We start from the raw sequence: 24,765 nt of genomic DNA on the forward strand, positions 1-24,765 counted from the left end.
CCGCTCGGATTGTACAAACTAAATACTTGATGAATTGTTTCAGATAAACCGTGATTCCGGCTCGAACATGGAAAAATATCTGTATTTATGGTATATATACAGGTAAAATTAAAAGAAGTATATAAATGAAAGAGGTCGAATTCAGTTGGAAAATAACTCTTCGAATTTTATTAAAAATATTATAAAAGATGACCTAGAGTCCGGAAAACATGATCATGTCATCACCCGCTTCCCTCCTGAGCCGAACGGATATTTACATATCGGGCATGCCAAATCAATCATTTTGAATTTTGGGGTGGCTGATGATTTCAATGGGAAAACCAACCTTCGTTTCGATGATACGAATCCATTGAAAGAGGATATTGAGTTTGTAAACTCCATTAAGGAAGATGTAAAATGGCTCGGTTACGACTGGGATAACCTTTTCTTCGCTTCCGACTATTTTGATGAAATGTATAAAAGAGCTGTGCTGCTCATCAATAAAGGACTGGCATATGTGGACGACCTTAATGCCGACCAAATCCGTGAATATCGCGGAACGCTGACAGAGCCGGGAAAAGACAGCCCCTACCGCAATAGAACCGTCGAGGAAAACCTTGAACTATTTGAAAAGATGCGCAGCGGCGAATTCGAAAACGGCGCAAAAGTATTGCGTGCAAAAATCGATATGAGCTCACCTAACATTAATTTGCGTGATCCCGTCATATACCGTATCTCCCATACTGAACACCATAATACCGGCAACAAATGGTGCATCTACCCGATGTATGCCTTTGCCCACCCGATTGAAGATGCCATCGAGGGAGTCACACACTCCATTTGTACGCTTGAGTTCGAAGATCAACGCCCTCTTTATGACTGGATCGTTGAGAATTGTGAAATGGAAAGCAAACCAAAGCAATATGAATTTGGCCGTCTTAACCTGACCAACACAGTAATGAGCAAGCGAAAACTGAAGCAGCTTGTCGATGAGGGCTTCGTGGACGGTTGGGACGATCCGCGGATGCCTACTGTTTCAGGCTTGCGGAGACGCGGGTATACACCCGAAGCGATTCGTGCATTTTGCCAAGAGATAGGTGTCGCCAAAACAAGCGGTATCGTAGATTCTCAAATGCTTGATCATTTCGTGCGGGAAGACTTAAAGCTGAAGGCTCCACGGACTATGGCCATCCTGAACCCGCTTAAAGTGGTCATCACCAACTATCCGGAAGGCGAGATAGAGTGGCTGGATGCTGAGATCAATCCGGAAGTACCGGAAATGGGTACACGCCAAATCCCGTTTTCACGTGAAATATATATCGAACAGGACGATTTCATGGAAAACCCGCCGAAAAAGTATTTCCGACTTTTCCCGGGCAATGAAGTCCGTTTGAAGCATGCTTATTTCATTAAATGTGAAGAAGTGATTAAGGACGAAGCCGGTAACGTCATTGAACTTCGCTGCACATACGATATTGAAACGAAAAGCGGATCGGGCTTCACTGGCCGTAAAGTGAAAGGTACATTGCACTGGGTCGAAGCTTCACAAGCGGTTTCAGCAGAATTCCGCAACTTTCAGCCTTTAATCTTGGATAAGGAAAATGATGAAGAGGAAGAAAAATCATTCCTGGACCGGGTAAACCCTGATTCTATCGAAATTTTACAAGGATTTGTCGAGCCTAACATGAAAGATGCTAAGCCTCAGGATAAATTCCAATTCTTCAGGCATGGCTATTATAATGTTGATTCAAAACTCACTGCGGCCGATCACTTGGTCTTCAACCAAATCGTCGGATTGAAAAGTTCATTCAAGTTATAGAATCACGAAAAAGAACCAGATTCCTAGCGGATCTGGTTCTTTTCATTTATCATTTTTTCTCGTATAGCTTGATCCCTTGTTTGGAAAGGGCTTGTTTAAGAGTACTATGTGTCGAAACCTGACTAAAATCAAGGCCTAACTGAATCGATGTCTGGGCCACTTCAGGTCGAATCCCGGAAATGGTCGATTGAATGCCTAACAGGTTCAGGGTACTTATCAATTGATAGATTTGTTGGGCAACCATCGTATCCAAAAGGGAGACTCCCGATAAATCGATGAATAAGTGGGTGATATTTTTGCTAATGCATTTGCTTGGAGTCCCATTCAAAATTTCCTTTGCCCGATAAGTATCGATTTCACCGATTAACGGCAATACCGCAATGGCATCAACAATGGGAATGACAGGTGCGCCCAGTTCATTAATCAGCTCCTGTTGGGCTGACAAACGTTCTTTTGTCAAAAGGTAATACTGCTCGGTGAACTCACGGTTCAATTGATCGAAGGCACGATTAATAAGCCGGCTCCACCGGATGATTTTTTTTTTCGTTATCTTCGTATCCATGAGCATATAATCAGTGATGAATGCCCAATATGTTTCACGCACCTTATTAAGCGCTTCCAACACTTCGTAAATGGGGGTAACCGATTCAACCCTGCTCTTCGCGACAAGTGTGGCCCACTGCTCCATCGTTTCAATAAAAGCAGTTTCATCTTCAAGTAAAGCACTCGTCACTGTCTTGATGGTCCATGTATTCTGTTCCCTAAGCAGCTTTTCGATTTCCTCATTAGAATCTATTGAATAGATCGACCCAGACTGCTTTTCCCTTAAAGCCAGCCAGTTTTCCGTAATCTTAGACGAGTTATCAAGGATATATCGATATAAATTTTCATCTATTTTATCCATTTGTGTTCCCCTGTCTCCCTAGTTATTTCATTTTGAATAGTATTATTAAATCTCCATATCCCGCTTTCTCCATTTCATTTCTGGGGATGAATCGAAGGGCCGCAGAATTTATGCAATATCTCGTGCCTTTAGGACTTGGACCATCGGGAAAAACATGTCCAAGGTGTGAATCGGCATCCCTGCTGCGCACCTCGGTCCGTGTCATTCGGTGGCTGAGATCCATTTTTTCATTAACACTTGCCGACATGATGGGCTTCGTGAAGCTTGGCCACCCACAACCGCTATCATATTTATCCCGCGAACTGAATAGGGGCTCCCCAGAAACCACATCCACATAAATGCCTTCTTCAAAGTGATCCCAATAAGCATTATCGAAAGGCGGCTCCGTGCCATTTTCCTGGGTGACATGAAACTGACTCTCCGTTAAGGTCTTTCTAAGGTGTGCATTATCCTTAGGCCAATTTTCTTTAATGAAAGCATCCCGTCCTGAGCCTTTACGGTACAATGCATAGCGAAATTGGTTTTTTCGATAGAATTCTTGATGATATTCCTCAGCGGCGTAAAATTCCCCCGAGGGTAGAATACCCGTAACAATAGGTTTCTTAAACCGCCCGCTCATCATTAAATCTTCCCTCGATTGTTCTGCCTCCCGTTTCTGACGTTCATTAAGATAGAAAATGGCCGCCTTGTATTGCTTTCCCCTATCCGAGAACTGTCCATTATCATCTGTTGGATCGATTTGCTGCCAGAATATCTCTAATAACGTTTTATAGGAAATGATTGATGGATCGAATACCACTTGAACCGCTTCAACATGATCAGTCGCACCGGTAATCACTTGTTTATAACTTGGAGCGGCAAAATCACCGCCTGTATAACCTGATGTCACTGAAATGATACCGTCCATTTCATCAAAGGGAGCAACCATGCACCAAAAGCAGCCTCCTGCAAAGATAGCTGTTTCTTTTCCATCCATCGTCATCCTAAAACTCCCCTTTCACTCCTGTCATTTTATGTATTATATATCAGCAAGCCAAGCACCTTCAAATTCAAAAACTCTACCTTGCGTAACAAATATAAAAGAGGCACTTAGGAGTAAACCCAAGTGCCCTTTTGTGTTAAATCCGTTATTTAAAGTATCACACTTACAATGATCGCTGATAGGATGCTGACAAGAGTCGCGCCATATAACAGCTTCAAGCCGAAACGGGCTACAACATTTCCCTGTTTTTCATGAAGTCCTTTGACTGCACCGGCAATGATACCAATTGATGAGAAATTGGCGAATGAAACCAAGAAAACAGAAACGATCCCTATCGTCCTTTCGCTCAAGGCAGCTGATGCTTCCCCTAAGCTCAGCATGGCAACGAATTCATTGGTTACCAGTTTCGTCGCCATGATTCCGCCAGCAGTCACGGTTTCTGAAATCGGTATACCCATGATAAAGGCAAACGGTGCAAAGATATACCCCATGATGTCTTGGAAGCTGATGCCGAAAATCATGTCGAATATGCTGTTGATCCCGGCGATTAAAGCAACGAAACCAATTAACATCGCCGCTACAGTGATGGCAACCTTGAACCCATCCATGATATATTCCCCAAGCATTTCGAAGAAAGACTGCTTCTCTGCCCCTTCTTCAACAGGGAGAATATCCTCTTCATCCGTTACGGTATAAGGATTGATAATGGATGCGATGATAAATCCACCAAACATGTTAATAACAATGGCCGTCACAACGTACTTTGGTTCAATCATCGTCATATAAGCACCGACAATCGACATCGATACAGTTGACATGGCTGATGCACAAAGCGTATACATGCGAGATGGCGGAATGGCACCGAGTTGTTTTTTCAAGGTTATGAAAACCTCGGATTGGCCTACTATTGCTGATGCAACCGCATTGTAAGATTCCAATTTACCCATTCCATTCACCTTACTTAGAACGAATCCAATCCACTTCATGATGAACGGAAGGATCTTGAAGTGCTGTAAAATCCCGATTAATGCGGAGATGAATACGATAGGAAGAAGGACATTTAAAAAGAAGGGCGATGCTCCTTCATTTACGATCCCGCCAAATACAAAGGTGATCCCTTCATTTGCCCATTCCAAAAGTTTTCCGAAGCCATCGGCAATTGAATTGATGATCACTAAGCCAAACTTCGTGTTTAATAATAAATAAGTTAAAACAAGCTGAATGACCAACATGAGGATGATCGGTTTTATTTTAACTTTCTTCCGGTCACTGCTGACTAAGATAGCTAGTCCAAAAACAATAAGCAGTCCTAAAATTGCAATCAGAAATTTCATATATTCTGCCTCCACTAAGGGTGAATTTAATGTTCGTGCATTAATAGTAGGATACCCTCAAATAATTTATGCAAACGTTTTCTCTTTCATCCAAAATACATGTACGTACCTCTCCAGAAGTCTATATTAAACTAATATTTTTTTTAGTGCAATTATTATTTCCCTTTTTAAAATAACAATTAGTGACAATAATGGGTTTCGTGAATTAAAAAAGAAGGCTCCACTTCGAAAGGAACCTTCTCTTGCCTAAATAATATCAACTATTCAGGCAGCTGTTTTTCTGGATATCACCGTTGTCGCTAATCCAGTGACTCCAATTACAAAGATGATGATGGAAGCGGCCAAGCCACCTGCCCCTTGATAAAAGTCGATGAATTTCCCAGCAAAAGAGTCTCTGCCTTGGAAACCGCCGCCGCTTGGCATTTCTCCTGGAGTTCCGGAACCATTAGGCCCCCCTTGTGGAGTGCCCTGCGTATCATTAGTTGCCGTTTCCGTCGATGAATCATCTGTCTCCGTTCTGCTATTAGCCGATTCCTCCGTATCCGATTCTGTTGTATTGCGGTAGGCATGCTGCCCCATGACCGCCTGTCGATTCATGGGCTCATTGCCGCTGCCATCCACATACATCATGATCCCGATGACTGCTTGGGCCATTAAGAGGACTGAAACCAATATTCCAACCAAAAAGTGTAACCTACCAAGTCTTTTCATCAATGATTCTCCTCCACAAATAAATGTATTTATAAGATGATTATCTAAAAAGACCCTTAATTTTTCCTTAAGCAGCAAGGAAGAAAGTAAGGGTCTTTTTCGTATTGGATGGTAACTAATTTTTCCTTTGATTTCTCGGAAAAGTGATTTCAAAACGGGTCCGTTCATTCTGCTCACTTGTAACCTTGATGTTCCCTTGATGTGTGTTTACAATCCATTTGGCTATGGATAGACCTAAGCCAGAGCCTTCGTTTTCCGAACGGGATTGCTCCACTTGGTAAAAACGGTTAAAAATCAAGGGGAGTTCTTCCTGTGGAATGCCTATTCCATTATCTTCTACAGTAAGAATGATGGATGAAGCATTCTTAATGCAGGATAGGGAAATTTCCCCGCCTTCCTCGGTGAATTTCATGGCATTATCCACCAAGATCACCAATAGCTGATGAATTCTCTCTTTATCCCCATGAAACACTACCTGTTCGGGAGCATGGCTAATGATTGATTTCTCTTGAAAAGAAGCTATATCCGTATACTGTTCCACGATATCCATAAGTAGATCATCAAGGAAAAAGTTCGATTTCTTAACCTCCATTTGATTCGAATCCGTTCTGGTCAAGGTCAAAAGTCCGCTAACAAGCTTATTCAATCGGCGGACTTCTTTGGAAATGATGGATATATCAACGGCTTTTTCCTCGATTGTCGCGTTAGGTGATTGAAATAGCAAATCAGCCCGCGATTGAATGACAGCAAGCGGCGTTCGAATTTCATGCGAAGCATCCGAGACAAACTGCTGCTGCTGATCCCAGGATTTCTTGACCGGGATCAAGGCCCGTCCTGCCAAAAGATAGCCAGCGCCCACCGCCACTAGACTTCCAATTCCTCCACCAACGAACAATATGAGCAGCAAGCGATCGAGCATATCCTTTTCTGTATCCACATTCCTGATGAATTGTACGGCCATCTGTCCATACCCCGTATCGACCTGGGTGGAAAGGGCCCGATACGTGTATCCATTCACTGAAATTTCTTCAATGTCATCAAAAGTTTTAGGGAAAAATTTTTGTTCATTGACCTTAAAAAAATTATCTACACTCAGTCTTGGCTCAATGATCGTATCATCCGGCCCCCAAACGATGACGCTTGGCCCCGGTCCTAATAGAAACTCACCTTGCGGACGTCCGCCTGGCATGCCGCCATTATTGAAATCCCGGTAATCCTTTATAAGTGAATCATTGACATCCTTATAGATCTGGTCTTCCGTATAGAAATAAATCGTTCTGCTTAATATGGCTATTAAGACAATAAAGACGATAGAATTCAATATTGTTAGTTGAAGCCTTGTTTTTTGGAACATAATGATCCCCTTATGGTTGTTTTAGCATATAACCAATACCCCGAACGGTTTGAATATCTTTATGATAATTGAAAGGTTCCAATTTTTTTCTAAGTTGATGGATGAACACTTCCACAATGGCAATCGTCGTATCTGAATCAAACCCCCAAATGCGGTCGAAAATCTGCTCACGGGTCAATATTTTCCCATTATTTTGAATCAGGTATTCCAGTAATTCAAACTGTTTCAAGGTCATTTTAATGACCTTTCCATCAACCAAAATATCCTTTTCTTTTTCCAACAGTTCAATATTGCGGTATTTCACATGCTGTTCTAGCGAAATAATGCCACTCCTTCGAAGCAGGGCACGAATCCTGGCCTTAAGTTCCGGTGCCTGAAACGGCTTGACTAAATAATCATCGCCACCCATTTCCAACCCTCTGACACGATCCTCAAGTGCATCTTTTGCCGTCAAAAACAAGACACTTGTATCTATTTTTGCTTCCCTGATTTTCCGTACGATTTCAAATCCATCGATTCCCGGGAGCATTACATCCAAAATGATGATATCGTAAATACTTTGTTGAGCCATGAATAGCCCATCTTCCCCATTATCCGCTGTATCGACTTCATATTCATCCGTCAAAATCTGTCGGATCGACTCTAATAATGAAACATTATCTTCTACCACCAAAACCTTCATGCAGGGTACCTCCCAACCGCCTCAATTGTGATATATGTTGATTTTATCCTTTTTCATATGCAAAAGAAAGCGGGCTTTTAATGCCTGCTTCCTTTCAAAATGGTATGTTCATTCGTGACGCAGTGCCTGGATTGGATTTAATTTGGATGCCTTATTGGCAGGAAATACACCAAACATTATCCCGATTAAAATGGAAAATAAAAAGGCAAACAATGTCACCGTCCATGAATAACTAATCGTTAAACTTGAAAAAGTTGAAATCAGTTTTGCGATTCCCAAGCCAATTCCAACTCCCAACAGTCCCCCGAAGCAGCTCAGGACCATCGCTTCAATTAAGAACTGAAGAAGAATCGACTTCCGATTTGCCCCAATTGCTTTCCTAATCCCGATTTCCTTTGTCCTCTCCGAGACGGAAACCAACATGATATTCATGATCCCGATTCCGCCTACCAGTAACGAAATACTGGCAATACCGCCAAGCATGAGTGTGAATGTGTCCGATACAGAGCTCATTGTATCCATCAGATCTTCTTGATTGGACACCGAGTAGTTATCACTCTGTTCTGGGAATGATGTAGTCATCGCACCTTGTACCTGGTACATTGCCCTATCCATGATATTCTCGTTCTCCGCTTTTAAATAGACGGTTCCGATTGTCGTGCTGCCTGTAGCCCTTTCGGCAGTGGTGATAGGTGCAATGATGACATCATCCCCGCTCGATCCCATTGAGGTGCCTACCGATTTCAGGACACCGATCACGCGATAGGAAACACCGCCGATAAGCACGTTCTGGTCCACGGCTTTTTGATTTTCAAAAAGCGTGGTGGCTGTATCCGACCCCAGGACAACGACCTTGGAGCGTAATTCCGTTTCCATATCCGTCAAAAACCGGCCTTGACTGAGCTCTAGATCCCTGACTGATAAGTAGGAAGAAGTTGCACCGGTCATTGAAACCTGCGCCGTAGCTTCTCCGTTCTTGGCATAAACGCGTCCAGTGACCACAGGCGCCACTTCCGATATCCCGCTCAGCTCTTTAAACTGTTCAATTGTATCATCGGTCAGCTCCACGGAGTCGGTATCCGTGACACTTACCGTTATCAGGTTCGTTCCCAGACTATTGATTTCATCCTGAACGGACTGTGAAGAACCCTGCCCAATCGAAACCAGAACGATTACGGAGGCAACTCCAATTATGATCCCAAGCATGGTTAAAAATGCTCTGACTTTATTGGTTTTGATACTGCGTATAGCCATCTTCATTGATTCGCTCAGATTCAATCCAATCACCCCCGTTTTCAAATAGCTGACCATCCTGTATCCGGACGACACGAGTCGCTTCTTTAGCCACTTCCAAGTCATGGGTTATAAGAATGATTGTTTGTCCCTTCCCGTTCAATTCTTTCAGCATCTGCAGCACTTCTTTACTCGTTTTACTATCAAGCGCCCCCGTCGGCTCATCCGCCAATAAAACGGGAGGATTACCGGCAAGTGCCCTTGCAATCGCAACTCTTTGCTGCTGTCCACCCGACAGTTGGGTCGGCAGATGATTCTTCCGGTCACCAAGGCCCACCATATCAAGGCACGCATTGGCCACTTCTCTTCTTTCCCTCACGCTTGCCCCTCTATAAACCAGGGGAAGTTCGACATTCTCCAATGCTGTCAGTTTTGCCAACAGGTTGAAATTTTGAAAGATGAATCCTATTTTAATATTACGAATGGCAGCTAACTCATGATCCTTCATCTTCTCCACTTCTTTACCATCAAGAAGATATTCACCTATGTCAGGCTTGTCAAGGCAGCCAATCATATTCATGAACGTTGATTTCCCTGACCCAGAAGGACCGATGATCGAAATGAAATCGCCTTTATCGATTGTAAGACAGACATCCTGAAGTGCCTTGACCGTTTCACCGCCTAATTCATAAGATTTAGACATGTTCTTAATTTTGATGATGGGTTTTGCCATTTTACTGACCTCCCTTTCCACTCGGCATTCCGCCACCGTTTGGCATCCCGCCGCTTGGCATTCCGCTGCCGCTCTGCATTCTTATCTCGCCTCCTTGGCCTCCCCTCATTCCTTCGCCGCCGCTGCCAGTGGAGCTTTCATTGATGGTGATAGGCAAGGAAACAAACTGTCCCTCTTCAAGCCCCGAAGTTATTTCAATATACCTATCGTTGCTGATTCCAGTCTCAACCACTTTCTTTGTACTGGCAGCTCCTTCAGTTGTACCCGATTGTTGTATATTCACATATTTCTCTTCCCCGTCGATTTGGACTGCTTCAATCGGAACATATAAGGCATCTTTTACACTATTCGTCAAAATGCTTACTTCAGTCGACATCCCAATTTTTATATCGCCTGGTTTGTCAATTTTGATAGTGACATCGAATGAAGAAACTCCATTCTCATATGTACCTTCCTTTGCTACACTGGTTACTTCACCCGTAAACGTTTCATCTTCAAAAGCACTGGCTTTAATTTCAACCGTTTGTCCTTTTTTAACACTTGGAACATCCAACTCATCAACACTGATCGTGGTTTTCAATTTTTTATAATCCGTAACATGTGCCAACACTTCACTGCTTGATACACGATCCCCTTCTTCAACATCCATTGTTGTAACGGTACCATCGAATGGGGCCGTTATCGGGTCACTTCCATCCGTGAAGGTAATAAGTTCATCACCTTTCTCAACCAATTCATTCTTCTCTACCAGGACTTCGTCCACTTCACCCGTTACGGAAGATGTAATGTCCTCACTATTCATTGCGGCGACAGATCCGGAACCGCTTATTTGCACTTCAAGATCTCCCTTTTCAACTGTAGCCGTCACCGATTTCGCAATGACAGGCTCAGCATTGTCCTTCATGAAAAACCAAACGCTTCCCCCAATCGCCAGCACTAAAACCGTACCTATCATTATCAACTTTTTCATCACTTTTCTCCTTTCAGGTTTCCTTCGTTGAAACCAGTATCGTGAAAGAAGCTTAACTTTTCCTTAATGGTTTTGCTTGTGCGTAAAAAGAAAAAACTATGTCGAACGAAAAAAACTTTAATTTCAGCATTTAAATTTACAATATATTCTGAAAAATATATACTGATACTGTTATCAGGAATTGGTAATGAAAACCAAATCAATAATGATGAAGGGGGAACCAACTTGGCATCAAATGATTCAATCGCTAAGGAAACCGAGGTAAGCGCTTCCGCGGACTACACCAAGATCGTCCAATCACAATCTTTTCAAGAACTCTTAAGGAAAAAACGCAATTTCATCGTCCCGCTATCCATCTTTTTCATGGTCTTTTATTTCACCCTACCCATACTAACTTCCTATTCTAAAGTTCTTAACTCAATTGCCTTCGGGGCAATCAGCTGGGCCTGGATTTTTGCCTTCGCCCAATTTATCATGACCTGGACTTTATGCATCCTCTATTCCAGAAAAGCTGCGACATTTGACCAATTAGTAGAAAAAATCGTTAAAGAAGCGAAAGGATAAAAGGTGAATTCACAATGAATATTCTTGCTTTTATATTATTTCTTATCATTGTCGGACTAACATTGGTCATTACCTATTTTGCTTCACGGCGCACCAAAACGACCGCGGACTTTTATACGGCGGACAGCAGCCTCACTGGCTGGCAGAATGGCTGGGCCATTGCGGGAGATTATATGTCCGCGGCCTCATTTTTGGGAATAGCCGGCATGGTCGCACTCTCTGGATTTGATGGTTTTTTCTATAGCATAGGTTTTCTGGTTGCGTACCTGGTCGTTCTTTATATCGTGGCCGAACCGCTTCGTAACCTTGGCAAGTATACATTGGCGGACATGATCGCTGCCCGTTTCAATGAAAAGAAAGTACGCGGGGTTGCTGCCCTTAACACCATTTCGATTTCAACCTTTTATATGATCGCCCAATTAGTCGGTGCAGGTGCCCTTATAAAACTCTTACTTGGAATTGATTATCTTTACTCCGTCATCATTGTAGGTATTTTAATGACCGTATACGTCGTATTCGGCGGTATGACGGCCACCAGTTGGGTCCAAATCGTTAAAGCCGTTTTATTGATGGCAGGTACATTCATCATCTCCATCATCGTGTTGGCGAAATTCGACTTTAGCGTGATCGAGATGTTCAGGCAGATGAAAACAGCCACCCCTTTGGGCGGGGATTTCCTTAACCCCGGTAATAAATTCAAGGATCCTTTGGATACTTTATCCCTTAATTTAGCGCTTGTACTCGGTACGGCTGGACTGCCTCACATTCTCATCCGTTTCTTTACGGTGAAAGACGCCATCACAGCCCGAAAGTCCGTGGTATATGCCACTTGGATCATTGGCATCTTTTATATAATGACCATTTTCCTCGGCTTTGGAGCGGCAGCCTTTGTTGGTTATGACAAGATCATAGCCGCGAATGCGGCCGGCAATATGGCTGCTCCGCTGCTTGCGGAAGCCATTGGGGGAGACTTCCTGTTCGCCTTTGTCTCTGCAGTTGCTTTCGCTACCATTTTAGCGGTTGTGGCAGGTCTCGTTCTATCGGCAGCATCTGCTTTTGCCCATGACTTCTATGGCCACATCATCCGGAAAGGTCAAGCCACCGACAAAGAACAAGTCGTTGCTGCTCGTTGGGCATCCATCGGAGTATCCATCCTTTCCATCATCCTGGCCTTATTTGCCCAAAACATGAATGTCGCCTTCCTTGTTTCACTCGCCTTTGCCGTCGCTGCCAGTGCCAATCTGCCCATCATTGTCTTCACGGTATTCTGGAAACGTTTTAACACGACTGGGGCTGTAACAGGCATGTTAGTTGGACTGGTCAGTTCTTTATTGCTTGTATTCCTAAGTCCCAATGTCTGGTCTCCGGTGGAGGGAGCGGCAATATTCGTTGGGGAACCATTATTCCCACTTGCCAACCCAGGCATCATCTCCATCCCGATTGGTTTTATCGCAGCCATCGCCGGAACACTTCTGTCAAGCAAGAAAGCTGATGCCAAAAAATTCGACGAAATTTTGGTTACTGCCAACACTGGGATGAAAGATCCTATATAAACTAGATTCATTATTATTTTAAAATATCAAAAAGAGAAAGGAGATCAGGCTTCGGCCCGCTCTCCTTTCTCTTTTTTCAGAACATATTCATCAGGAAGATTCCCGCTAACTTCTCAATCTTACCTTCCTTCTATTATACTTAGTTACTAACTGGTTCATGACTTCGGCAAAGATCAGTCCCATCGCAATGGCACCAGCCAGCATGAAAACTTTGGCTGCCAGCTGAACGGCGACATAAAAATCATTTCCGACAAAGTGCTTCATCGCATCATACGACAAACCTCCAGGCACTAGGGGGATGATTCCCGATACATTGAAAATCGTGATCGGCGTTTTATACCTTTTAGCAAAATACTGGCTGATGACCGCAACGATAAATGCAGACGCTAATGTTGCAATGATGCTGTTTATCTCATTTTCAACCAGAGCATAGTATAAGATCCACCCCAACATCCCTACGAAACCACATTGAAACAATGAATTCTTTGGTACATTGAAGATGACTCCAAAGGCGGCTGAGGCAATGAAACTTGTAATAAGCTGTGCAATCATCATTCTTCCTCCCCTAAAATCATAAGAAAACAAACGCGGCCGATATTCCTGCCCCAATGGCTAAAGCAGTCAAACCAGCATCCGCACCCTTGGATAGACCCGAAACCAAATGCCCTGCAATTAAATCCCTGGCTGCATTCGTTATTAATAGTCCTGGCACAAGCGGCATCACCGCTCCGATGATTATCGTGTCCAAATTACTCCCTACTCCAATCTGGACAAAGAACATAGCTACTAATCCTACGACTAAAGAGGCGATGAATTCAGCAAAAAAACGGACTTCCAGTAACCTGTGCAAATAAAGTAGGCATGAGAATCCCATTCCTCCAGCTATGCAGGACCAGATGAAATCACTCCACTGTCCTTGGAACATGATTAAAAAGCAGCCGCTCGCTATAAATGCAGCAAAGATCTGCACCCACATGGGATACCCCATCCCGGCCTTTTCGATTTGTTTTAACCGTATATATGCTTCCTCCGGTGTCATTTCCTTGCTGGAAATGCTTCGGGATATACTATTAACCAGCGTCACCTTATGTAAATCTGTAGATCGTTGGGAAACCCGGATCAATTTTGAAGCTGGGTGCATGCCATCCAGCGAAAAAATAATTCCTGTAGGGGTTGAAAAACTGTGTGATTCACCGCACCCAAACGCTGCAGCGATTCTAACCATCGTATCTTCCACCCTTGATGTTTCCGCTCCGTTCTGAAGCATGATTTTCCCCGCAAGTAAACATACATCTATAATTTCATTGTATGGTAAACGATCATCCATTTTATCCTCTCCATTACTTCCTGCATGAGTTTCGCTCAATAACAGATAAATGATCACACCAATTTAAATCCACCTCATAATAGCCCAATTCCTATGAAAAGGATATATAAATATTACCTATTTAATTTATCAATTCCATTAACCTTCACTACTATCCCCTAATACCAGTATTCCCCTTATTCCATGCCGAAACCATTTAGTTAGAAGAAAATTCAATTATATCCATAATTAAAAGGAGTGCAGACACGGTCACTGCATCCCCCTTTTCCTATCGGTACGACTATACTCCCTTTTGAATGAAGCAATTCACGGTTTCATTAAACAAATCGCTTTCTTCCATGAACGGACAATGGCAACTATCTTCAAAGATTACTAGTTTGGAATTCGGAATGTTTTTATGCAAATGTTCCCCAGCTGCTACAGGAATGACTTTTTCATGCCTTCCAAAACAGAGAAGTGTAGGTACATTGATTGCTGGCAAGAAGTCACGATAGTCCACAATCGATTGGTCAAATAGAATGCTGCCAGCAATGGATTCCGGCATTTTGGTCACTTCCCCAAGCATCCAGCCTGCATCCTCTTCAGATAATTCATTGTTGAACATGGAAGCAAGGAATTTATGCAAAAATGGGGTACGATTCGTTTGAATTTCTGTCATGAAGGCAATCAACGTTTCCATATCAAATGCACCGATATGAAAATCGGGCCACTTAAAATCAGAGGCCAATTCATCCACGATTACAGTTGAATGAACATTTCCCTCACCGAATTGCTTAAGATAATCCCAAACGACAAATGCCCCCATCGACCAGCCTACAAGTATGACATCCTTTAATCCCAGTTCACCTATGAACGCATGAAGATCTTTTGCATAAATGGAGACCGTATTTCCGTAATGTACATGATTTGACTGGCCATGACTTCTTAAATCAAGCAATATCGTTCTATATTTTCCTGAAAAGTACGGCAGCTGCCTTTTAAAGAACCGGCTGCTCATCCACACACCATGGATAAAGATAATCGGTCTCCCCTGGCCCTTTTCTTCATAAAATAACCGAACGCCTTCTTCCACCTCAACAAATGCCATTCTATCCCTCCTTCTCGATATTTTCACCATCCATCCCCCATTATTATTTATTGCCTTTATTCTTTTAACATTCCTTCCTATAAAAAAATATTGTCAAACCCGATTTTAGAGTTGATAATGAAGTATATTTTTATTGATATCTTCATCCTGAAAGGACGGAATTTAAATGAAGAGCTTTATCAAAAACTATCGATCCTCTTTAATACTGCTCACTGCCATCATTATCGGTGGGATAGCGGGCGTGGTTTTCGGGGAGAAAACCTCGATCATACAGCCGCTAGGGGACTTATTCTTAAATCTGATGTTCACGATCATCGTGCCATTGGTATTTTTCAGCATTGCTTCAGCGATTGCCAATATGAGCGGAATGAAGCGTCTCGGAAAAATCATGGGAAGTATCGTTCTCGTTTTCCTGACAACAGCCGCTTTAGCTGCCGTCATTGGATTTATTGGGACAACCATCGTCAATCCGTTGGAGGGCACTGATACGACAGCCATTAAAGAACTGATGGAAAACAGTTCCCCTGAAGAGACCATCGAAGAAGTTTCCTTCTTCAGTCAACTGGTCAGCACTGTAACCGTTTCCGACTTTCCAGAACTGTTCTCCAGAAGCAATATGCTTCAGCTTATCGTTTTCTCAGTATTAATCGGACTTTCCACTGCACTGGCTGGTGAGAAAGCAAGACCGATTACTGAGTTTTTGACAGCAGGTACAGCTGTCATGATGAAGGTCGTCAAAATCGTCATGTACTATGCGCCAATTGGACTTGGTGCTTATTTTGCGGCGATTATCGGGCAGCTTGGGCCTCAGATTTTAGAAGGATATGCTCGCACTTTCATTCTTTATCTAGTCTTGGCCATGATTTATTATTTCGGCTTCTTCACTTTGTATGCCTTTATCGCCGGCGGGAAAGATGGCGTTAAACTATTTTGGAAAAATGCCCTGACACCATCCATTACAGCCATCGCAACTTGTTCAAGTGCCGCGTCCATTCCAGTCAACCTGGAATCAGTCAAGAAAATGGGCGTGCCTAAGGATATAGCGGAGACTGTCATCCCACTCGGAGCCAACACTCATAAAGATGGTTCGGTATTCGGCGGTGTATTGAAAATCGTTTTCCTATTCAGCTTATTTGGAAAGGATATGACAAGCATTTCAAGCATTTTAAGTATACTTGCTGTTGCCTTTTTGGTTGGAGCTGTTATGGGTGCCATTCCTGGGGGAGGCATGATTGGGGAAATGTTGATTCTTAGCGTATTCGGCTTCCCTGTAGAAGTCCTGCCTATCATTGCCGTTATATCCACGATCATCGATGCTCCCGCTACATTGCTTAACTCAACAGGAAACACGGTTTGTGCCATGCTTGTCACAAGGCTTGTTGAGGGGAAAAACTGGTTAAAACAAGCTTTCGTTAAAGAAAACTCAGCCGTATGATTCTTATGACTGACTGGCTCCTGGTTAAAACAGGGGCCAGTTTTTTCATTTTCACGACTTTTGACAAGGGGTTCCTTCCCCTTGCATAGAATTAAAGATTGAAGGAGGGAATGGAATGTTAATGAAATGCCTACCTGCGGCAATCCTTATCACGGGACTATCCTATATTTTTCTTATACCGGAAGAGCCTTTGATCATAAAAATACTGTTCAAGGTACTCCCCATGTTATTGATTTTGCTCTACGCCCGCACTAATGTAGGAAGACGGGGGCATTACCAATCCTTTATCCTTCTTGGTTTATTCTTTTGCATGCTTGGAGATGGTTTGTTGATTTGGTTCGTCATCGGGCTTTCCGCCTTCTTGATCGGCCACCTTTTCTATATTTCGGCATTCTTTGGACGATGGAACTTTTCATGGCTCCGATTTGCGACGATTCTTCCGATTAGCATTTACTCCACTTGGATTAGCCGTGAAATGCTACATTCATTAATCGAAAAAGGTGAACATAACCTCATCATCCCTGTGATCTGCTATGTAACGGTCATCTCCCTTATGGGCTGGGCAGCATTTATGACCGGAAATGCGGCCGCAATCATCGGCGGGCTCCTCTTCATGATTTCCGACTCCATTTTATCTTGGAACAAGTTTATTGATGATGTTGCCTTTTCAGGTCCACTGATCATGCTTACCTACTATGCAGCCCAGTTTTGCATCGCTAACAGCATCCGTAGGAAACCTCCCTTACATGTATCGAGAGGTTTGAAAAGTGAACGGCCTATCCAGTGAATCTAATGTCCAATCGTTCCACATGAAACATTTACATTATAAAAAAGGCATTCACAGTTCTGCTTGAACTGTGGACGCCTTTTCTTATCCTTTAATTTTCTTAATGAAGACTACTTTTAAATAATTCCCTTCCTTATACTCAGGAATTGTTTTAAAATCAGCCGGCAATGAGAATTGTTCCATGATTTCATACTTTCCATTCATTTCCTTGAAAGCAACATCAATGAAGTTCTTGAATTTTTTCATGTCGAACGTACTGCAATTAGTTGAGGCGATAATCACCCCGTTGTCTTCCGTAATGGAAATGGTATCCTTCAGTAGATTCGTATAATCTTTTCCGGCACTGAAAGTAAACTTCTTCGATTTGGCAAAGCTAGGCGGATCAAGGATGACCATTTCAAATTTCAAGGCTTTCTTCACCGCATATTTAAAATACTTGAAAACATCCATCACCACGATATTGTGATCTTCAGGATCTATCCCATTCACACTGAACTGCTCGATCGTCTTTGGTAAACTTCGATTCGCCAGGTCGACACTCGTTGTTTTAACAGCACCGCCTAAAGCGGCAAACACGGAGAATGCTCCCGTATAGGAGAACATATTCAAAACCGTTTTCCCTTTTGCGTATTCATCGCGGATTTTCCGTCTGACATCGCGTTGATCAAGGAAGACACCGACCATTGCCCCATCATTCAGATAAACAGCAAAATGGACTCCATTTTCCTTTACAAGAAGCGGAAATTCCGGCTGTTCGCCCATGACAAAATCGTCTTCATCCACGTACTGTCCCTTTGTATCAAAGCGTTTCTTCTGATAAATCGATTTGACCTCGACCGTTTCCTGCAATGCCTTAATGATGTAGTCCTTAAAGGAATATATTCCTTTGCTATACCAGCTAATGACATAATGGCCATCATAATGATCAATGATTAAACCGCCAATTCCATCACCTTCCCCATTAAACAAGCGGAAAGCAGAAGTCTCCCCATCTTCAAAAAAAGACTTTCGGAATTCATATGCAGCCTGGATTTTTCCGTTAAAGAAGGATTGATCGATCTTTTCATTCTCTCTTCGGGTCAATATCCAGCCATAGCCCTTATTCTGTATGCCATAATATCCTTTTGCCAGAAAGCGGTTGTTCTCATCCACCAAGCGCACCAAGGATCCCTCTTCCTGAAGGTCATTAAGATTGGCTATCGACTCTTTAACAATCAAGGGAAAACCCTTGCTGATTTTACTCACGAACTTAGCTTTCACTTTTATATCGATTTCTTTTCCCATCTATATCATCCTATCTTTGCAAATGCTTTCCTCCCCATTTTACCCTAATCCCCTTATAAATAAAAACCAGCCCGGTTCCTTAACCTGGCTGGTTTCCAAGAAAACTTTGATTATGAAACTTCCAAATGAAGATCGCCTGGCTTAACTTTACCCATCATCTTCAATACACGATGTAAGGCAAGCGTGATCACAGCTGGCAATACCATCCCCACTGCCACATAAACCAAGAACGTGTATAGCCCCTGACCGGTTATGATGGCAATAGGGGCAATCATTGAACTTAACCCCATGCCTCCAAGCTCATACGGCACTTGAAAATCGAATGCCAAGGTAGCGATAGGCGCACAGATGATTGCCGCCACAAAAGGCGGAACTACATATAATGGTTTTTTGATCAGGTTAGGAAATTGAACTTTTGGCGTAACGACCATCTGTGCCAGGAACCCGCCCATATCATTATCTTTATAAGACATGACAGTGAACCCGACAAACTGAACCGTACATCCGATTAGGGCTGCAGCACTGGAAACGGGATCCAATTGCAGGGCGATCGCCAATGCGGCGGAAGACGCCGGTGTCATCAATAAAATGCTCCATACCAAGGCTATGACCATGGAACCGATTAATGGGGAACCCTCGACCGCAGCGGTAGTTTGACTGCTTATCCATGTTAGGAGCGGAGTGGTGACAAGAGCCAGGCCATATCCCGAAACTCCACCGACAAGAACGGCACCCATTGGGATGGCCATGATGTCCAACTTCGTTTTGCCGATTAGGCGCTTACCTATATATGTTGCAATCACCGCTGCCAAGACAGCACTTAGCGGCTGGCCCGTAACAATCGTGAAGGCACCCTCAGCCGTTTTGTGAATGGCAGCACCTCCAACAGCACTTGAAGCCATGGCGCTAAAAATAATTAATGAATTCCCTCCTAGCTGATAGGCGATTCCTGCTCCTAAAGCTGGTGCCAGCAAGACCTTCGCGGCCCCGCCTATTGCCAGAAAGACCTCCCAACCTAAATATCCCCCTATGGATTCAAACAATAACCCGATCCCTAATGTAACCAAAACAGCGTTGGCTATCCCCGTTGATGCCTTGTACATTCGATCACTGATGTATTCTTTCCTGCTCACTATATCTCCACTCCTTATTAATTATCAGAATATTCAATTTAGGAAAATCAAAAAAAAATAAAGGTCTTCTTTTAAAAAGCCTAATAAGTATATCGTACCGCTGCCTGAATGTCTGTTAATGTCTGTTCGTATAATAACATGAATTTTCTGATAATGTAAGTAATATTTTTATTCTAAAAAAATAAAAGCGCTTTCAAAAATAAAGGTTTAACACATTACTGTTCAATATAAATTAATAATTCATTATTTCAAAATAAGTTATCCCCTTTTAAGGATGCCTACATGGAATGCTTAGGCACATTTGCCACAAAAAAAAGAACCCGATTAAGGATTCTCTCATTAGCTGTATTTATGCCTTTTCTAATAAATATCATCCTATTTTTGAAATCCTTCCAATTTGGCAAAAGTGTCCTTCAAGTATTGGTAAAACAATTTCTCCGTTGGCATCAGTTCCCTATCAGTCGGAACGATGACCCCTACAGCCCTGGTTACAGATGGATTCTCCAGCGGCAATCTAACCGTAAAACGCGGCAAGCTATCAATCAAGGAAATCTCAGGTATCAAAGTTATACCCAGACCTGCCGCCACCAGGCCTTTTATGGCATCAGTATCTTTCCCTTCAAATGCCACTTCCGGTTCAAAGCCATGCAATTTGCAAGCTTTCATAACGAGATCCCTTAAAACATAACCCTTTGGAGATAAGATGAACGGATTTCCTTGAAGCTCATTCAAGGATAGTGATTTCTTCAGGGCCAAAGGATGGCTTTCTGGCAGAAGGGCAACTAAGTTCTCAATAAACAGCGTTTCCCCTTTGATTTTCTTTTCATTCACCGGCAGGGGGCCAATCAAAGCCATGTTAATGTTTCCTTTAATCACAGAATCTATCAGGTAGCGATAGGAACCTTGTTTCAATGTGAATTTCGCCTGGGGGTAACTTTCCCTGAAGTCGGAAATGACCCTTGGCAATACATAAGAAGCCAAACTGCTGGGAAAGCCAATGCGGATTGTCCCTTTTTCCGGATCCAGACTTTCGGCCATCTCACGCTTGGCACGATTGATTATATCCATAGCTTGTTCCATATGAGATAAAAATGTATGGCCTATAGGCGTCAATCTAATCTTTCGGCCTTCCCTGATAAATAAGGGCACACCCAGCTCTTCTTCTAAATTGTATATTTGGCGACTGACAGCAGACTGGGCAACATGCAAATCCACTGCTGCTTCCGTCATATGTTCACGCTTTGCCACTTCAATGAAATATTCAATTTGCCTTAATTCCAATCTAAGCTCCCTCTTTCATATCAAAACAGCATGTTATTTATCTAATATTCAGATTGTTCGTTTCATTCTTAAATTATATCATGAAAGTATCATATAAAAACCGATAGACTTACCCTATTTAATATTTTATGACTTTAACTAAAGGAGAGAAAACAATGACCACTTCACAGGAAGTCGAACATGAGGAATTGCAGGTTGCCAGAGAGTTCGTAAGTCAAGTATACGCGCAGGTAAAGGAACGTAATCCTCACGAAAGTGAATTTCATCAAGCCGTAAAGGAGATATTCCTTTCATTGGTCCCGGTTTTTGCAAAACATCCAGAATATATGAAAAGCGGGATATTGGAGAGGCTTGTAGAACCCGAAAGAATGATCACCTTCCGTGTCTCTTGGGTTGATGACCTGGGAAATGTTCAAGTCAACCGTGGTTTTCGTGTGCAATTCAACAGTGCAATCGGACCATTCAAAGGCGGTCTCCGTTTCCACCCCACTGTCAATTCCAGCATCATAAAGTTTCTTGGTTTCGAGCAAATCTTTAAAAACTCGCTTACTGGCCAGCCGATCGGTGGGGGTAAAGGCGGATCGGACTTCGATCCAAAAGGAAAATCGGATGCGGAAATCATGCGTTTTTGCCAAAGCTTCATGTCGGAACTATCTCGTTATATCGGCCCTGATACAGACGTACCGGCTGGTGATATCGGAGTCGGTGCAAGGGAGATCGGTTACTTGTTCGGTCAGTATAAAAAGATGCAAGGCAGCTACCATGCCGGTGTTTTAACCGGTAAAGGCATAAGTTACGGCGGAAGCTTGGCCCGTACAGAGGCGACTGGATATGGAACGGTTTACTTTGTCGAAGAAATGCTAAAAGACAAAGGGTTACAATTCCATGGCAGCACTGTCGTTATCTCAGGGTCTGGCAATGTATCCATTTATGCCATTGAAAAAGCTACACAGCTAGGCGCTAAAGTTGTTGCATGCAGCGACTCCAATGGCTACATATATGATGAAAATGGCCTGAATCTTGATACAGTCAGACGTCTAAAAGAAGTGGAACGGAAACGTTTAAGCGAGTATGTCGATACGCACCCGGAGGCTGTATACCATGAAGGAAGCTACGGCATCTGGTCTGTACCATGCGACATCGCACTGCCTTGTGCCACACAAAACGAAATCGATGAAGAAGCAGCAAAATTACTGGTCAAAAATAATGTGAAGGCAGTCGGTGAGGGCGCTAATATGCCTTCAACCCTTGAGGCCATTGATGTATTCCTTAATAACGGCATCCTTTTTGGACCAGCAAAAGCAGCCAATGCAGGCGGCGTAGCCGTGTCTGCACTCGAAATGGCCCAAAACAGTGCCAGGATGCCTTGGACTTTCGAAGAAGTCGATGCCAAGCTGCATGAGATCATGAAAAATATCTATAAAAACAGCATAGAGGCCGCCGAAGCATATGGTGCGCCTGGCAATTTAGTTGTCGGGGCCAATATTGCCGGATTCCTTAAAGTGGCGGATGCGATGCTGACTCAAGGTGTACTCTAGCAATCAATGGATGTAATGGGCGGTTCCGATACGGGGCCGCCTAAAAAAATGAACTACTTTTCTATCTCCTCTTATTGATATCATTTCAAGCTGAATATCCACACTAAGATCACATCAATGAGATCAAAACATTTCTTTCTCACTACAAAAAGAGTGCCGGAAGATTTCCGGCACTCTTTTTGTTTGGGAGACAATCACTCTTTGGTGACCAATTTCAATGGAACGGATATTGTGTCATCCACTTTGTCGCCTTTTAAGATCTTTTCAGCCGCATTAACCGCTTCTTCACCGATAAGTGCCGGTTGTTGGGCGATTGTAGCTTTTAGTTCACCGCTTTCAACTGCTTTCAATGCATCATCATTTCCGTCAAAGCCAACGACGATGATGTCTTTGCCTGCCGCCTTGATTGCTTCAGTGGCTCCTAGTGCCATTTCATCATTATGGGCGAATACAGCTTGGATGTCTTTATTGCCTTGCAGGATATTTTCCATTACGTTAAGCCCTTTTGTCCGGTCGAATTCCGCCGTTTGACTTGTCAGGACATCTAACTGCTTGTCCGCAATATTGTGGAAACCTTTCCCGCGTTCACGAGTTGCAGATGCTCCGGATACCCCTTCAAGTTCCACTACTTTCGCTTTTTCGCCAAGCTCTTTAACTAGATATTCTGCAGCCATTTCCCCGCCAGCCACATTATCGGAAGCGATGAACGTTTCAATGTCGCCTTCGTCTGAAGAGCGGTCAATCGTAATAACGGGAATGCCCGCATCATTTGCATCTTTAACGGCTGAAGATATTGCCGCAGAGTCAGTTGGATTCACAAGAAGGACATCAACCTTTTGAAGGATTAAATCTTCAATTCCGCTGATTTGTTTTGCCGTATCATCCTGGGCGTCAACAACTGTGACTTTCATGCCCTTTTCTTTTGCCTTTTTTTCAATGCCATCTTTTAAGGAAACGAAGAATGGGTTGTTTAAAGTAGAGATGCTGACCCCGACTTTCACGTCTTTCATCGAGTCTTTCTTTTCTTTTTTATCATCTGTCAGACCAGAATCCATTGAACAGGCAGCCAAGACCATTAAAGAAAGAACCATGATGATCGATACTATTTTTTTCATTGATTACACCTCTTCTTATGATTTTTTACGGTCAAGTAAGACCGCGATTAATATAACTGCACCTTTTACCACTTGCTGGTAGAAGGAGGATACACCAAGTAAGTTCATGCCGTTATTCAAGGTACCGATGATCAGGACACCCACCAGCGTACCGAACAACCGCCCTTTACCGCCTGAAAGGCTCGTTCCGCCCAGCACCACGGCTGCGATGGCATCCATTTCATAGGATTGTCCTGCCGTCGGCTGTGCCGAATTCAGACGCGACGTTAAAATGGCACCGGCAATTGCCGCCATCGTACCGGCCAGACCATATATGGCCACCTTGACCCGGTCAACTTTAATCCCCGAAATCCGGGAAGCCCTTTCATTTCCGCCGATGGCATAAGTTTTACGGCCAAAGGATGTTTTATGAAGCAGGAACCATAGGATCATGAAAGCGATGATCATCACAACGGCCGGTACTGGCACTCCCAGGAAGTAACCTCTCCCAAGCATCTGGAACATAACGGAATCGCCAATTCCAGTAATCGGCTTTCCATCCGTGTACACAAGCGTTAATCCCCGGAAAATCGTCATGGTGGCCAGTGTCACGATGAAAGGGGCCATCTTACCCTTTGAAACGAGTATCCCATTGATTACACCCATTATCGCACCTAGTAGAATGCCTACCAATATTGCTAAAATCGGATCTAAGCCCGAGACCATCATACCAGCCATGAGTGCGCTGGATAGAGCTAAAATGGAACCGACAGATAAGTCGATGCCGCCTGTCAATATGATAAAGGTCATTCCAAATGCAATAAGTGCATTGATGGAGGTTTGACGCAATAAATTCAAAATATTATTCGGTTCCATGAATGATGGATTTAAAACGGTTATTACGATAAATAAAAGTACCAGGGCGAGTAGCGGACCAAATTTTTGCCAAATCCCGCTTTTCCCTGTAGCCTCAAGTTTCAT

Annotated in this window: 23 protein-coding genes; 6 read left to right on the forward strand and 17 right to left on the reverse strand. The window is 43.2% G+C overall.

Translation table 11 applies throughout. From position 1 onward, the window contains the following. Positions 1-145: 145 nt before the first annotated feature. The gene (locus AC2YHV_RS17415; protein ID WP_053536958.1) at positions 146-1,798 is read left to right on the forward strand and encodes a glutamine--tRNA ligase/YqeY domain fusion protein; all 1,653 of its coding nucleotides are present in this window, start codon (positions 146-148) and stop codon (positions 1,796-1,798) included. Between the two features lie 49 nt (positions 1,799-1,847). On the opposite strand, the gene AC2YHV_RS17420 is transcribed toward AC2YHV_RS17415, so the two are convergent. From AC2YHV_RS17420 to AC2YHV_RS17460, 9 genes are all read right to left on the reverse strand, one after another. Further along, the gene (locus tag AC2YHV_RS17420; protein ID WP_487373703.1) at positions 1,848-2,702 is read right to left on the reverse strand and encodes an STAS domain-containing protein; all 855 of its coding nucleotides are present in this window, start codon (positions 2,700-2,702) and stop codon (positions 1,848-1,850) included. Positions 2,703-2,724: 22 nt separating this feature from the next. Beyond that, on the reverse strand, positions 2,725-3,684 hold the full coding sequence (gene msrB, locus AC2YHV_RS17425) for a peptide-methionine (R)-S-oxide reductase MsrB (protein WP_098864445.1): 960 nt from the start codon (positions 3,682-3,684) through the stop codon (positions 2,725-2,727). Between the two features lie 149 nt (positions 3,685-3,833). Then, positions 3,834-5,018 (reverse strand): NupC/NupG family nucleoside CNT transporter, encoded by a 1,185-nt coding sequence (locus AC2YHV_RS17430; protein WP_063574601.1) that lies wholly within the window; start codon positions 5,016-5,018, stop codon positions 3,834-3,836. Between the two features lie 264 nt (positions 5,019-5,282). Next, complete coding sequence (locus AC2YHV_RS17435; protein ID WP_487373704.1) at positions 5,283-5,729, reverse strand: hypothetical protein; 447 nt, start codon at positions 5,727-5,729, stop codon at positions 5,283-5,285. Positions 5,730-5,844: 115 nt separating this feature from the next. After that, positions 5,845-7,083: a sensor histidine kinase gene (locus tag AC2YHV_RS17440; RefSeq protein ID WP_057278245.1), complete on the reverse strand. Its 1,239-nt coding sequence runs from the start codon at positions 7,081-7,083 to the stop codon at positions 5,845-5,847. A 10-nt stretch (positions 7,084-7,093) separates the two neighbouring features. Continuing rightward, the gene (locus AC2YHV_RS17445; RefSeq protein ID WP_057278246.1) at positions 7,094-7,765 is read right to left on the reverse strand and encodes a response regulator transcription factor; all 672 of its coding nucleotides are present in this window, start codon (positions 7,763-7,765) and stop codon (positions 7,094-7,096) included. Between the two features lie 108 nt (positions 7,766-7,873). After that, positions 7,874-9,043, reverse strand: a complete 1,170-nt coding sequence (locus AC2YHV_RS17450; protein WP_255294609.1) for an ABC transporter permease — start codon at positions 9,041-9,043, stop codon at positions 7,874-7,876. After that, a complete protein-coding gene (locus tag AC2YHV_RS17455) occupies positions 8,991-9,731 on the reverse strand; it encodes an ABC transporter ATP-binding protein (RefSeq protein ID WP_487373705.1) in 741 nt (246 codons plus the stop codon). Before AC2YHV_RS17455 ends, AC2YHV_RS17450 begins: the two co-directional genes overlap by 53 nt. Position 9,732: 1 nt before the next feature. After that, positions 9,733-10,701 (reverse strand): efflux RND transporter periplasmic adaptor subunit, encoded by a 969-nt coding sequence (locus tag AC2YHV_RS17460; RefSeq protein WP_098864448.1) that lies wholly within the window; start codon positions 10,699-10,701, stop codon positions 9,733-9,735. A 225-nt stretch (positions 10,702-10,926) separates the two neighbouring features. Between AC2YHV_RS17460 and AC2YHV_RS17465 the strand changes: the two genes are divergently transcribed. Both AC2YHV_RS17465 and AC2YHV_RS17470 read left to right on the forward strand, forming a co-directional pair. Continuing rightward, a complete protein-coding gene (locus AC2YHV_RS17465) occupies positions 10,927-11,265 on the forward strand; it encodes a DUF485 domain-containing protein (RefSeq protein WP_052137556.1) in 339 nt (112 codons plus the stop codon). Between the two features lie 14 nt (positions 11,266-11,279). Further along, positions 11,280-12,818 (forward strand): solute symporter family protein, encoded by a 1,539-nt coding sequence (locus AC2YHV_RS17470; protein WP_034316065.1) that lies wholly within the window; start codon positions 11,280-11,282, stop codon positions 12,816-12,818. Positions 12,819-12,923: 105 nt separating this feature from the next. On the opposite strand, the gene AC2YHV_RS17475 is transcribed toward AC2YHV_RS17470, so the two are convergent. The 3 genes from AC2YHV_RS17475 to AC2YHV_RS17485 form a co-directional block, all read right to left on the reverse strand. Further along, on the reverse strand, positions 12,924-13,373 hold the full coding sequence (locus AC2YHV_RS17475; RefSeq protein WP_170946900.1) for a threonine/serine exporter family protein: 450 nt from the start codon (positions 13,371-13,373) through the stop codon (positions 12,924-12,926). A 16-nt stretch (positions 13,374-13,389) separates the two neighbouring features. Then, entirely contained in the window at positions 13,390-14,145 is a 756-nt protein-coding gene (locus AC2YHV_RS17480) for a threonine/serine exporter family protein (protein ID WP_063577552.1), read from the reverse strand. 280 nt (positions 14,146-14,425) lie between these two features. After that, positions 14,426-15,232, reverse strand: coding sequence for an alpha/beta fold hydrolase (locus AC2YHV_RS17485; RefSeq protein ID WP_487373706.1), 807 nt, complete (start codon positions 15,230-15,232; stop codon positions 14,426-14,428). Positions 15,233-15,398: 166 nt separating this feature from the next. Here AC2YHV_RS17485 and AC2YHV_RS17490 point away from each other — a divergent pair, with 166 nt between their 5' ends. Next, entirely contained in the window at positions 15,399-16,667 is a 1,269-nt protein-coding gene (locus AC2YHV_RS17490; RefSeq protein WP_057278251.1) for a dicarboxylate/amino acid:cation symporter, read from the forward strand. 115 nt (positions 16,668-16,782) lie between these two features. Further along, positions 16,783-17,454 carry a lysoplasmalogenase gene (locus AC2YHV_RS17495; protein WP_369315199.1) on the forward strand — a complete coding sequence of 224 codons (672 nt, stop codon included), beginning with the start codon at positions 16,783-16,785 and terminating at the stop codon, positions 17,452-17,454. A gap of 84 nt (positions 17,455-17,538) precedes the next feature. Here AC2YHV_RS17495 and AC2YHV_RS17500 read toward each other — a convergent pair whose 3' ends face one another. From AC2YHV_RS17500 to gltC, 3 genes are all read right to left on the reverse strand, one after another. Next, positions 17,539-18,738: a class I SAM-dependent rRNA methyltransferase gene (locus tag AC2YHV_RS17500; RefSeq protein ID WP_413002955.1), complete on the reverse strand. Its 1,200-nt coding sequence runs from the start codon at positions 18,736-18,738 to the stop codon at positions 17,539-17,541. A 110-nt stretch (positions 18,739-18,848) separates the two neighbouring features. After that, positions 18,849-19,841: a PTS sugar transporter subunit IIC gene (locus tag AC2YHV_RS17505; RefSeq protein WP_063577551.1), complete on the reverse strand. Its 993-nt coding sequence runs from the start codon at positions 19,839-19,841 to the stop codon at positions 18,849-18,851. A gap of 405 nt (positions 19,842-20,246) precedes the next feature. Beyond that, positions 20,247-21,152 (reverse strand): glutamate biosynthesis transcriptional regulator GltC, encoded by a 906-nt coding sequence (gene gltC / locus AC2YHV_RS17510; RefSeq protein ID WP_268563591.1) that lies wholly within the window; start codon positions 21,150-21,152, stop codon positions 20,247-20,249. 155 nt (positions 21,153-21,307) lie between these two features. Between gltC and gdhA the strand changes: the two genes are divergently transcribed. Next, complete coding sequence (gene gdhA, locus AC2YHV_RS17515) at positions 21,308-22,690, forward strand: NADP-specific glutamate dehydrogenase (RefSeq protein WP_106027169.1); 1,383 nt, start codon at positions 21,308-21,310, stop codon at positions 22,688-22,690. A gap of 194 nt (positions 22,691-22,884) precedes the next feature. Here gdhA and rbsB read toward each other — a convergent pair whose 3' ends face one another. After that, positions 22,885-23,805: a ribose ABC transporter substrate-binding protein RbsB gene (gene rbsB / locus AC2YHV_RS17520; protein ID WP_487373707.1), complete on the reverse strand. Its 921-nt coding sequence runs from the start codon at positions 23,803-23,805 to the stop codon at positions 22,885-22,887. 15 nt (positions 23,806-23,820) lie between these two features. Continuing rightward, positions 23,821-24,765: an ABC transporter permease gene (locus AC2YHV_RS17525; protein ID WP_034316083.1), complete on the reverse strand. Its 945-nt coding sequence runs from the start codon at positions 24,763-24,765 to the stop codon at positions 23,821-23,823.

This window comes from Peribacillus sp. SRI_006, assembly GCF_057586375.1.

Excerpts from the sequence above, each read along its gene's own strand:
- AC2YHV_RS17420 (WP_487373703.1), bottom strand. The coding sequence starts at position 2,702 with ATGGATAAAATAGATGAAAATTTATATCGATATATCCTTGATAACTCG.
- msrB (WP_098864445.1), bottom strand. The coding sequence starts at position 3,684 with ATGACGATGGATGGAAAAGAAACAGCTATCTTTGCAGGAGGCTGCTTT.
- AC2YHV_RS17430 (WP_063574601.1), bottom strand. The coding sequence starts at position 5,018 with ATGAAATTTCTGATTGCAATTTTAGGACTGCTTATTGTTTTTGGACTA.
- AC2YHV_RS17435 (WP_487373704.1), bottom strand. The coding sequence starts at position 5,729 with ATGAAAAGACTTGGTAGGTTACACTTTTTGGTTGGAATATTGGTTTCA.
- AC2YHV_RS17440 (WP_057278245.1), bottom strand. The coding sequence starts at position 7,083 with ATGTTCCAAAAAACAAGGCTTCAACTAACAATATTGAATTCTATCGTC.
- AC2YHV_RS17445 (WP_057278246.1), bottom strand. The coding sequence starts at position 7,765 with ATGAAGGTTTTGGTGGTAGAAGATAATGTTTCATTATTAGAGTCGATC.
- AC2YHV_RS17455 (WP_487373705.1), bottom strand. The coding sequence starts at position 9,731 with ATGGCAAAACCCATCATCAAAATTAAGAACATGTCTAAATCTTATGAA.
- AC2YHV_RS17460 (WP_098864448.1), bottom strand. The coding sequence starts at position 10,701 with ATGAAAAAGTTGATAATGATAGGTACGGTTTTAGTGCTGGCGATTGGG.
- AC2YHV_RS17470 (WP_034316065.1), top strand. The coding sequence starts at position 11,280 with ATGAATATTCTTGCTTTTATATTATTTCTTATCATTGTCGGACTAACA.
- AC2YHV_RS17475 (WP_170946900.1), bottom strand. The coding sequence starts at position 13,373 with ATGATGATTGCACAGCTTATTACAAGTTTCATTGCCTCAGCCGCCTTT.
- AC2YHV_RS17480 (WP_063577552.1), bottom strand. The coding sequence starts at position 14,145 with ATGGATGATCGTTTACCATACAATGAAATTATAGATGTATGTTTACTT.
- AC2YHV_RS17485 (WP_487373706.1), bottom strand. The coding sequence starts at position 15,232 with ATGGCATTTGTTGAGGTGGAAGAAGGCGTTCGGTTATTTTATGAAGAA.
- AC2YHV_RS17490 (WP_057278251.1), top strand. The coding sequence starts at position 15,399 with ATGAAGAGCTTTATCAAAAACTATCGATCCTCTTTAATACTGCTCACT.
- AC2YHV_RS17495 (WP_369315199.1), top strand. The coding sequence starts at position 16,783 with ATGTTAATGAAATGCCTACCTGCGGCAATCCTTATCACGGGACTATCC.
- AC2YHV_RS17500 (WP_413002955.1), bottom strand. The coding sequence starts at position 18,738 with ATGGGAAAAGAAATCGATATAAAAGTGAAAGCTAAGTTCGTGAGTAAA.
- AC2YHV_RS17505 (WP_063577551.1), bottom strand. The coding sequence starts at position 19,841 with ATGTACAAGGCATCAACGGGGATAGCCAACGCTGTTTTGGTTACATTA.
- gdhA (WP_106027169.1), top strand. The coding sequence starts at position 21,308 with ATGACCACTTCACAGGAAGTCGAACATGAGGAATTGCAGGTTGCCAGA.
- rbsB (WP_487373707.1), bottom strand. The coding sequence starts at position 23,805 with ATGAAAAAAATAGTATCGATCATCATGGTTCTTTCTTTAATGGTCTTG.
- AC2YHV_RS17525 (WP_034316083.1), bottom strand. The coding sequence starts at position 24,765 with ATGAAACTTGAGGCTACAGGGAAAAGCGGGATTTGGCAAAAATTTGGT.